The sequence below is a fragment of the Streptomyces sp. ADMS genome, assembly GCF_033441795.1.
Lineage (GTDB): Bacteria > Actinomycetota > Actinomycetes > Streptomycetales > Streptomycetaceae > Streptomyces.
The window spans coordinates 168346-175320 of record NZ_JAVFVX010000002.1 but is presented as its reverse complement, the minus strand read 5'-3'; the positions used below and the strand labels follow the sequence as shown (position 1 = coordinate 175320).

The window sequence follows — 6975 nt, the reverse complement described above, 5'->3', positions numbered from 1 at the left end:
CACTACGAGACCGGCTCCGACGGCATCGCTCTCAGCGCCGACGGCACGCGCCTCTCCTACTGCCCACTGTCCAGCCGCCGGCTGCCAGCGTGTCCACCGACGCCCCCGCACAGCTCGACGGCGCGTGCGGGTGGGCGGATCGGGTCTCAGGGGGAGCTCGGCGAGCAGTTTTCGCCGGTAGGCCGGAGCCGGGCACCCCTGTGCTGATCCGCTGTGTCGACCGTCCGGTGGCCTTGCGCGTCAGCGGGGACAGGCCCGGCAGGTCTGAGCAGCAGTTCGCGGTGTGGCTGGCGCCGGGGCGACTGGCTTGCGACGAGGACAGGACGCGCGTCGTCCGCCTGGAAGAAGGCTTCGACAACGCCGGCGGCGAGCATGAAGGTGGCCGCGCCGTGCCGCTCGAAGAAGAGGGTGCCCTTGCCGGAGTGCGGCCAGGAGTCGTCCTCGTGGGAGATCCGGCTCGGGGCCGGCGTGTGCAGGCTGCGGTTCTCCGTGTGTCCGAGGGACGGCCGCCGGCCGGAGCTCAGCGCAGGCCGGCGAAGAGGTCGTTCTCGGGCAGGGGCGCGCCAGTGGTGTCGTGGACCCGGACGAACGTCTCCACGCCCATGAGCTGCGTAAACCTCTCCTTGCCCATCCGCAGGAAGAAGATGTTCTCACCCTGGCTGGCATGCGCGGCCAGCGCGTCGAACTTCTGGCTGCCGAACTCAGTGGTGTCCACCCACGTGGTGATCTCCTCGTCGGGCAGGCCGATTTCGGGCCCCTCTCCGGCCTCGGACGGATCCGGCTCCTCCCAGTCCGCGCCGAACTCGCGCATGATCTGCCCGAACTCCTTCATCATCGAGCGCGGCGCCGTCGTCCAGTACACCTTCGGCGCCATCCTGGTCAGCGACAGCGCCGCCATCGTGATCCGGTTCGCCTGGATGTGATCGGGGTGGCCGTAGAACCCGTTCTCGTCGTAGGTCACGACGACATCAGGCTCGTAACGCAGCATCAGTTCGGCCAGCCGAGCGGCTGCCTCATCCACGGGCGTACTCCAGAACGATCCGGGCGCGGTGTTGGCCGGCCAGCCCATCATCCCGGAGTCGGCGTACCCGAGCAGCTCAAGATGACCGACCCCCAGGACGTCACAGCTCGCTTCGAGCTCGCCTCGACGCATCACGGCAACGGCAGCTGGATCATGCCCGGGGTCGCCCGGCTTGGCACCCCCCGGACCGTCACCGCAGCTACCGTCAGTGCACGTGACGAGCACCGTGCGGATGCCCTCCGCCGCATAACGCCCCAGGACACCCCCTGTCCCCGTAGCCTCGTCGTCCGGGTGGGCGTGCACTGCCATCAGCGTCAAAGGCCGGTCAGCCATGAAATCCATCCCCTGGTCGGTCAAGCGATCGGTGCCAGTCTGCGGCACAGAGGTACGCGACCGCCCGCAGCCCGCAGGGTCTTTCCGGTGGCCCCCAGGATCCGACGGGCCTGGGTTCAGCTGTCCTTCAACTGATCATTTCAGAACGGGCCCCGGCCGGATAGGCCGCAGCGTCTTCTCACCCATTACCAGGAACAGTGCCCGCCGTACGACCTCGTCAGGCTTGGCGACGGCGGCCGTCGCCACCTTGAAGAGGATGCCCTCCTTGCCGCGGACCTCTCCCGCCCCCCCCACGCCACACCAGTCACCAGCAACTTCACGCTGGTCGACGCCGCCCTGCGACAGCCGCCGCAGGGCGGGCCAGGCCAGCGGCTGCGCGGGCCCTCAGGCCAGCGACAGGAAGAGTTTCTCCAGTCGGGCGCGCATCTGCGCACCGTCCTCGCCGTCTTCGCCGTTCCTGCGGCCGGACTCGATGTCGGCCACGCACTGCTGCAGCCCGGTCGCGATGATCGCGAAACCGGCCCGGTCGAGCGCGCGGGAGGCCGCGGCGAGCTGCGTGACGACCTGCTCGCAGTCACGCCCCTCCTCGATCATCCGGATGACACCGGAGATCTGACCCTGCGCCCGGCGCAGCCGGTTCAGCACGGCCTTCAGGTCCGTACCCTCAAGTTGCAGGTCCACGATCACTCCTCCATAAATACCCCTAGGGGTACTGTATGTCCCGGTTCGGGACGCGTCGACCGTCAAGGATCACGCCTGCCTTGACCGCGCCTTCACCCTGGTCCTTCGGCGTCGGCGAGGTCTGCGCCCCGGTGAATATCCGCCTGACGGCAGTCGGCCGGCCGAGCGTTGCGTCCCCACCGGCACCCTCGTCGGCTTTACCGGCTCCAGGGTCGCTGAGGGGCAGGGCCTGCACGCACCAACCTCCCGCGGCACGTGGGCGGGCTGGACCGCGGAAACGCCAGGTTCGCTTCACCGTCGGCAGCATGGTCCCGCTCGGTCTCCTGCCCGGCCGGCCGGTGCATCAGCTGTTCCCGCCGACCCCGGCCGGCGTCGCGGGTGGCCTGACGGACACCTGCGGCATCGCGGCCGGGATCGGCAATCTGCTCCCCGACCGCCGGTGCGGGGCCGACCCGGACGTCACGCTCGTCGCACTGCGCGGTGCGTTCCGGGGCATCCGTGGAGACTCCGGGCGTCAGTGCGCTCCCGCCGACCCCACGGACTGTCGGTGTGTGTCCTTCATGTCGACGGCCCGGATCCTGCCGATGAGCTCCTCCAGCGCCTGCGGCGGCAGGGCGCCCGCCTGCGAGTACAGGACCGTCCGGTCACGGACCGCCATGAGGGTGGGGATGGACGAGATCTGGAAGGCTCCCGCGAGTTCCTGCTGTGCCTCGGTGTCGACCTTGCCGAAGACGATGTCGGGGTGGCGTGCGGCCGCCTTCTCGTAGACGGGGCCGAACATACGGCACGGTCCGCACCAGGCCGCCCAGAAGTCGATCAGCACGATCTCCGAACCGGTGACGGTCTCCTCGAAGTTGTCCTTGGTCAGTTCAACGGTCGCCATGGCTTCCGGTCTCCTCTCGGATACCCGGTGGGGTATCTGCTCGGTTCAACCGGTACCGGTCCGGGTTTGTTCCAGGCAGGCGGGCGGCAGCGGGAACCAGCGCATGTGCTCGAAGTCGGCCGGCAGTCCGGTGGGACCGTCGTCCAGACGGTCGGAGCGGGAGGCGAACAACTGGCGGGCGCGATCGAGCTGGCCGGGCAGTGCCTCCTCTCCCAGTCGGCGGTGGCGGACGTCTTGAACGGTGACGCGTCCGTCGGCGGCGAACCGCACGCCGGTCAGTCTCAGCGGGGGATCGGCGGCGCCGGCGTGGTGGCGCCACTGTCCGGTGTGCGGGTCGAAGCGGTATTCGGGCAGGAGCCGGTGGCCGTGCGCGGCGATCAGGCCGACGGCGTCGATGAGGTAGTCGCGCACGGTGTCGCTGATGAAGTAGTTGAAGTTGATGCGGGTCCAGCCGGGTTTGATGCCGTCGCAGCCGTGGACGACCTCGTCGAGCAGGGCGTGCGAGGTGGCCGCGTCGATGGCGAGCAGGCGGTGGCCGTACGGTCCGGCGCACGAGCAGCCGCCGCGGGCCTGGATGCCGAACAGGTCGTTGAGCAGGGCGACGACGTAGTTGTGGTGCAGATGGGAGTGCTCGCCGTAGCGGATACGGAACGAGACGATGGACAGGCGGCGGGCGTGGTGGTCGCCGAGGATCTCGATCCGCGGGCCGGCGCCCCAGCCGGCCAGCACCTGCCGCCAGTGGCGCTCCTCGGCGGCCTGGATGGTGTCGGTGCCGACGGCTTGTTTGAGGGCGAAGACCAGGCCGGCGCGGACCGACTCGACGATGGCCGGGGTGCCGCCCTCCTCCCGGGCGACCGGGTCGTCGAGGTACCGGTGGCCGAGCGGGTCGACGAACGCGACGGTGCCGCCGCCGGGTGCGGTGGGCACCGGGTTGCGGACCAGCTCACGGCGTACGACGAGCACGCCCGGGGTCTGCGGGCCGCCGACGAACTTGTGCGGGGACAGGAAGACAGCGTCCTTGTGGTCGCCCGCACCGGGCCCGCTCTCCGCGACCCGGATCGGGACGTACGGGGCGGCGGCCGCGTAGTCCCAGAAGGAGAGAGCGCCGTGGGCGTGCAGCAGCCGGGCGATGCGGTCGGCGTCGGTGAGGATTCCGGTGACGTTCGATGCGGCGGAGAAGCTGCCGATGCGCAACGGCCGGTCGGCGTACCGCCGCAGTCCCGCTTCGAGCCGGGCGAGGTCGATGTGGCCGTCCGGGTCCTCGTCGATGACGACGACGTCGGCCACTGACTCACGCCAGGGCAGTTCGTTGGAGTGGTGCTCGTACGGCCCGACGAAGACCACCGGGCGCTCGGCCTCGGGCGGCTGGTCGGGGCGGCGCAGCTCCAGAATGCCGACCAGTTTGTTCACCGCCGCGGTGGCGCCGGAGCCGCAGAAGATCACGAGGTCGTCCTCGGTGCCTCCGACCGCGCCGCGGATGATCCGGCGCGCGTCCTCGCGCAGGCGGGTCGTCTGCAGACCGGTGCTGGAACTCTCCGTGTGCGTGTTGCCGTAGCGGGGCAGCACCTGCTCGCGGACGAAGTCCTCGACGAAGTCCAGGGAGCGGCCGGAGGCGGTGTAGTCGGCGTAGACGATCCGCTTCGGGCCGTACGGGCCGTCGAGTACCTCGTCGTCCCCGATGAGTCCGCTGCGGATGCGCTCCAGCAGCGCCGACGCGGCCGGGGCCAGGGACGTGCTCATGACTCCAGCTCGATCGCGACCTCGGGCGGCTGCCCGAGGGTGTTGTGGACCGTGCAGTGCGAGGCGACGGCCAGCAGAGCCGCCCGGCGCTGCTCGGGGAGCTCCGGGGGCGGGACGACCACGACGTGCAGGGATGCGACGCGGGCGGGGCGGTCGGCGGCCATGGTGAACTCCGTACGGACTCGCAGGCCGGTGCGGGACAGGTGGTGGCGGTGGAGGTAGCGGCCCGCGTAGAACGCGACGCAGGTGGCCAGGGAGGCAGCGAACAGTTCGGTGGGGGTGGGCGCGGTGTCCGTGCCGCCCGCCTCGGTGGGCTGGTCGACCTGGAGGCGGTGGCCGCGGATGTCCACGGTGTAGGCGTCGTGCTCGGCGTGGGTGACCTCGATGCGGTGCACGTCCGTGGACCGCGGCGGGTTCGTGCCGGGAGGCTGCTGCGTGCTGGCGGTCATGGCCGGGCCCTTCTCGCTGTTGCCGACTGCTGTCGGATTCCAGTCGATCGCGGACGACGCGGCGGATCGAGAGGCCGACGGGGTGCGGCGGGGGCCTTGTGGCCCTCGTACGAGCTGTCGTGACGGTATACCCTGCTGGGTATTTTATCAGTGGGTTTGCGGCGGGCAAGCCGGCTGAGGGACGGAGAGGCCGAGGAAGAAGACATACCCCGGTGGGTACTCGAGTGGGGACCAGTGGCCCATGTCCCGCTCTCATCTGCCGCACGACAGTGGGGACATGGGCAAACACCTCGTGATTCTCGGAAGCGGAACGGCCGGCACCCTGACGGCCAACCGTTTGCAACGCACTTGCGACGAGCGGGATTTCCGGATCACGGTCGTCGACCAGAACGACGACCACGTCTACCAGCCCGGCCTGTTGTTCGTGCCGTTCGGGCTGGCCCAGTCGCACCACCTCGTCCGCTCCCGCCCGCGGCAGCTGAACGCCGCCGTCGACTACAAGCAGGCCCGGATCGAGCGAGTCGACCTGAACGAGCGGACGGTGTACCTGGCCGGCGGCATCCGGCTGTCCTACGACGTGCTCGTGGTCGCCACCGGAGCCCGGCTGCTGCCGGAGGAAACCGAAGGGCTGACCGGTCCCGGCTGGGGCGAGAACGTCTTCACCTTCTACGACCTGCCCGGCGCCGTCGGCCTGCACCACGCGCTGGAGCGCTTCGACGGTGGCCGCGTCGTGATCGACGTGGCGGACCTGCCGCTCAAGTGCCCCGTGGCTCCCCTCGAGTTCGCCTTCCTCGCCGACTGGTACTTCCAGCGACGCGGCATCCGCGACAAGGTCCGACTGACCTACGCCACCCCGCTGGACGCCGCATTCACCAAGCCGGTCGCCGCGAAGGCGCTGGGCGGCCTGCTGGCGGACAAGGGCATCGAGCTGCTCACCGAGTTCACGCTGGGCGAGGTCGACGGCCCGGGCGGGCGGCTGGTCTCGTACGACGAACGGGAGGTGCCGTTCGACCTCGCGGTCGTCGTCCCGCTGCACGGCGGCGCGGAGTACGTCGGCCGCTCCGAGGGCCTGGGTGACGAGCTGGACTTCGTGCCGGTCGATCCGCACACCCTCCAGCACCCCGACCATCGGGAGGTTTTCGCCATCGGGGACGCGGCGGGCCTGCCGGCCTCCAAGGCCGGTTCGGTGGCCCACTTCGAGGGCGAGGTGCTGGTGCACAACATAGCCCGCTTCCTCGCCGGACAGCCGCTGGACGCCTCCTTCGACGGGCACGCCAACTGCTTCGTCGAGACCGGCTTCCACAAGGCCCTGCTCATCGACTTCAACTACGACACCGAGCCACTGCCCGGCCACTTCCCCGGCCCCGTCGGCCTGCCGCTGCTGAAGGAGTCCCACGCGGCTCACCTCGGCAAGCTCGCCTTCGAGTGGCTGTACTGGCACAGCCTGCTGCCCGGACGCGAACTGCCCGGCATCGGCTCGGCGATGCCCGAGCACGGCAAGCACCACCTCCACACCTGAACCGAAGGAGCACCGTCATGCCCACCGCCACTTACGGCGACACGACCGTCCCCGTCGACGACGAGGGCTTCTTCACCGACCCCGGCCGGTGGACCGAGCCCATGGCCGAGCAGATCGCCCGCGAGGCCGGTGTCGAAACGCTGACCGACCGGCACTGGACGGTCATCCGCTTCATGCGCGAGCAGTACACCACCAAGGGAACCGGTCCCACCGTGCGGGTGCTCGGCAAGACGTCCGGCGTCACCGTCAAGGAGCTCTACCAGCTCTTCCCCAAGGGGCCGGCCAAGACCGCCGCGAAGATCGCCGGTATCCCCAAGCCCCGCGGCTGTATCTGACCTGAAGGAGCGTT

At 70.0% G+C, this 6975-nt stretch carries 8 protein-coding genes; 2 read left to right on the top strand and 6 right to left on the bottom strand.

All coding sequences use genetic code 11. The features are described from left to right. Window positions 1-520: 520 nt before the first annotated feature. The 6 genes from RB628_RS01775 to RB628_RS01750 form a co-directional block, all read right to left on the bottom strand. Window positions 521-1354, bottom strand: coding sequence for a PIG-L family deacetylase (locus tag RB628_RS01775; protein WP_318318440.1), 834 nt, complete (start codon window positions 1352-1354; stop codon window positions 521-523). 135 nt (window positions 1355-1489) lie between these two features. Continuing rightward, window positions 1490-1648 (bottom strand): hypothetical protein, encoded by a 159-nt coding sequence (locus RB628_RS01770; RefSeq protein WP_318318431.1) that lies wholly within the window; start codon window positions 1646-1648, stop codon window positions 1490-1492. 90 nt (window positions 1649-1738) lie between these two features. Continuing rightward, window positions 1739-2035, bottom strand: coding sequence for a metal-sensitive transcriptional regulator (locus RB628_RS01765; protein WP_318318430.1), 297 nt, complete (start codon window positions 2033-2035; stop codon window positions 1739-1741). A 514-nt stretch (window positions 2036-2549) separates the two neighbouring features. Further along, window positions 2550-2918 carry a thioredoxin gene (trxA, locus tag RB628_RS01760; RefSeq protein WP_318318429.1) on the bottom strand — a complete coding sequence of 123 codons (369 nt, stop codon included), beginning with the start codon at window positions 2916-2918 and terminating at the stop codon, window positions 2550-2552. Between the two features lie 45 nt (window positions 2919-2963). Then, window positions 2964-4658, bottom strand: coding sequence for an aminotransferase class V-fold PLP-dependent enzyme (locus RB628_RS01755; protein ID WP_318318428.1), 1695 nt, complete (start codon window positions 4656-4658; stop codon window positions 2964-2966). Next, entirely contained in the window at window positions 4655-5107 is a 453-nt protein-coding gene (locus RB628_RS01750) for an OsmC family protein (RefSeq protein ID WP_318318427.1), read from the bottom strand. The genes RB628_RS01755 and RB628_RS01750 overlap by 4 nt, the downstream gene beginning before the upstream one ends. A gap of 277 nt (window positions 5108-5384) precedes the next feature. Between RB628_RS01750 and RB628_RS01745 the strand changes: the two genes are divergently transcribed. Both RB628_RS01745 and RB628_RS01740 read left to right on the top strand, forming a co-directional pair. Further along, window positions 5385-6626, top strand: a complete 1242-nt coding sequence (locus RB628_RS01745; RefSeq protein WP_318318425.1) for an FAD/NAD(P)-binding oxidoreductase — start codon at window positions 5385-5387, stop codon at window positions 6624-6626. Window positions 6627-6643: 17 nt separating this feature from the next. Beyond that, window positions 6644-6961, top strand: a complete 318-nt coding sequence (locus RB628_RS01740; RefSeq protein WP_318318424.1) for a TusE/DsrC/DsvC family sulfur relay protein — start codon at window positions 6644-6646, stop codon at window positions 6959-6961. The last annotated feature ends 14 nt before the right edge of the window (window positions 6962-6975 follow it).

What these genes read in the sequence shown, in the direction of transcription:
- RB628_RS01755 (WP_318318428.1), bottom strand. Translation starts at nt 4,658, where the DNA reads ATGAGCACGTCCCTGGCCCCGGCCGCGTCGGCGCTGCTGGAGCGCATC.
- RB628_RS01775 (WP_318318440.1), bottom strand. Translation starts at nt 1,354, where the DNA reads ATGGCTGACCGGCCTTTGACGCTGATGGCAGTGCACGCCCACCCGGAC.
- RB628_RS01750 (WP_318318427.1), bottom strand. Translation starts at nt 5,107, where the DNA reads ATGACCGCCAGCACGCAGCAGCCTCCCGGCACGAACCCGCCGCGGTCC.
- trxA (WP_318318429.1), bottom strand. Translation starts at nt 2,918, where the DNA reads ATGGCGACCGTTGAACTGACCAAGGACAACTTCGAGGAGACCGTCACC.
- RB628_RS01740 (WP_318318424.1), top strand. Translation starts at nt 6,644, where the DNA reads ATGCCCACCGCCACTTACGGCGACACGACCGTCCCCGTCGACGACGAG.
- RB628_RS01745 (WP_318318425.1), top strand. Translation starts at nt 5,385, where the DNA reads ATGGGCAAACACCTCGTGATTCTCGGAAGCGGAACGGCCGGCACCCTG.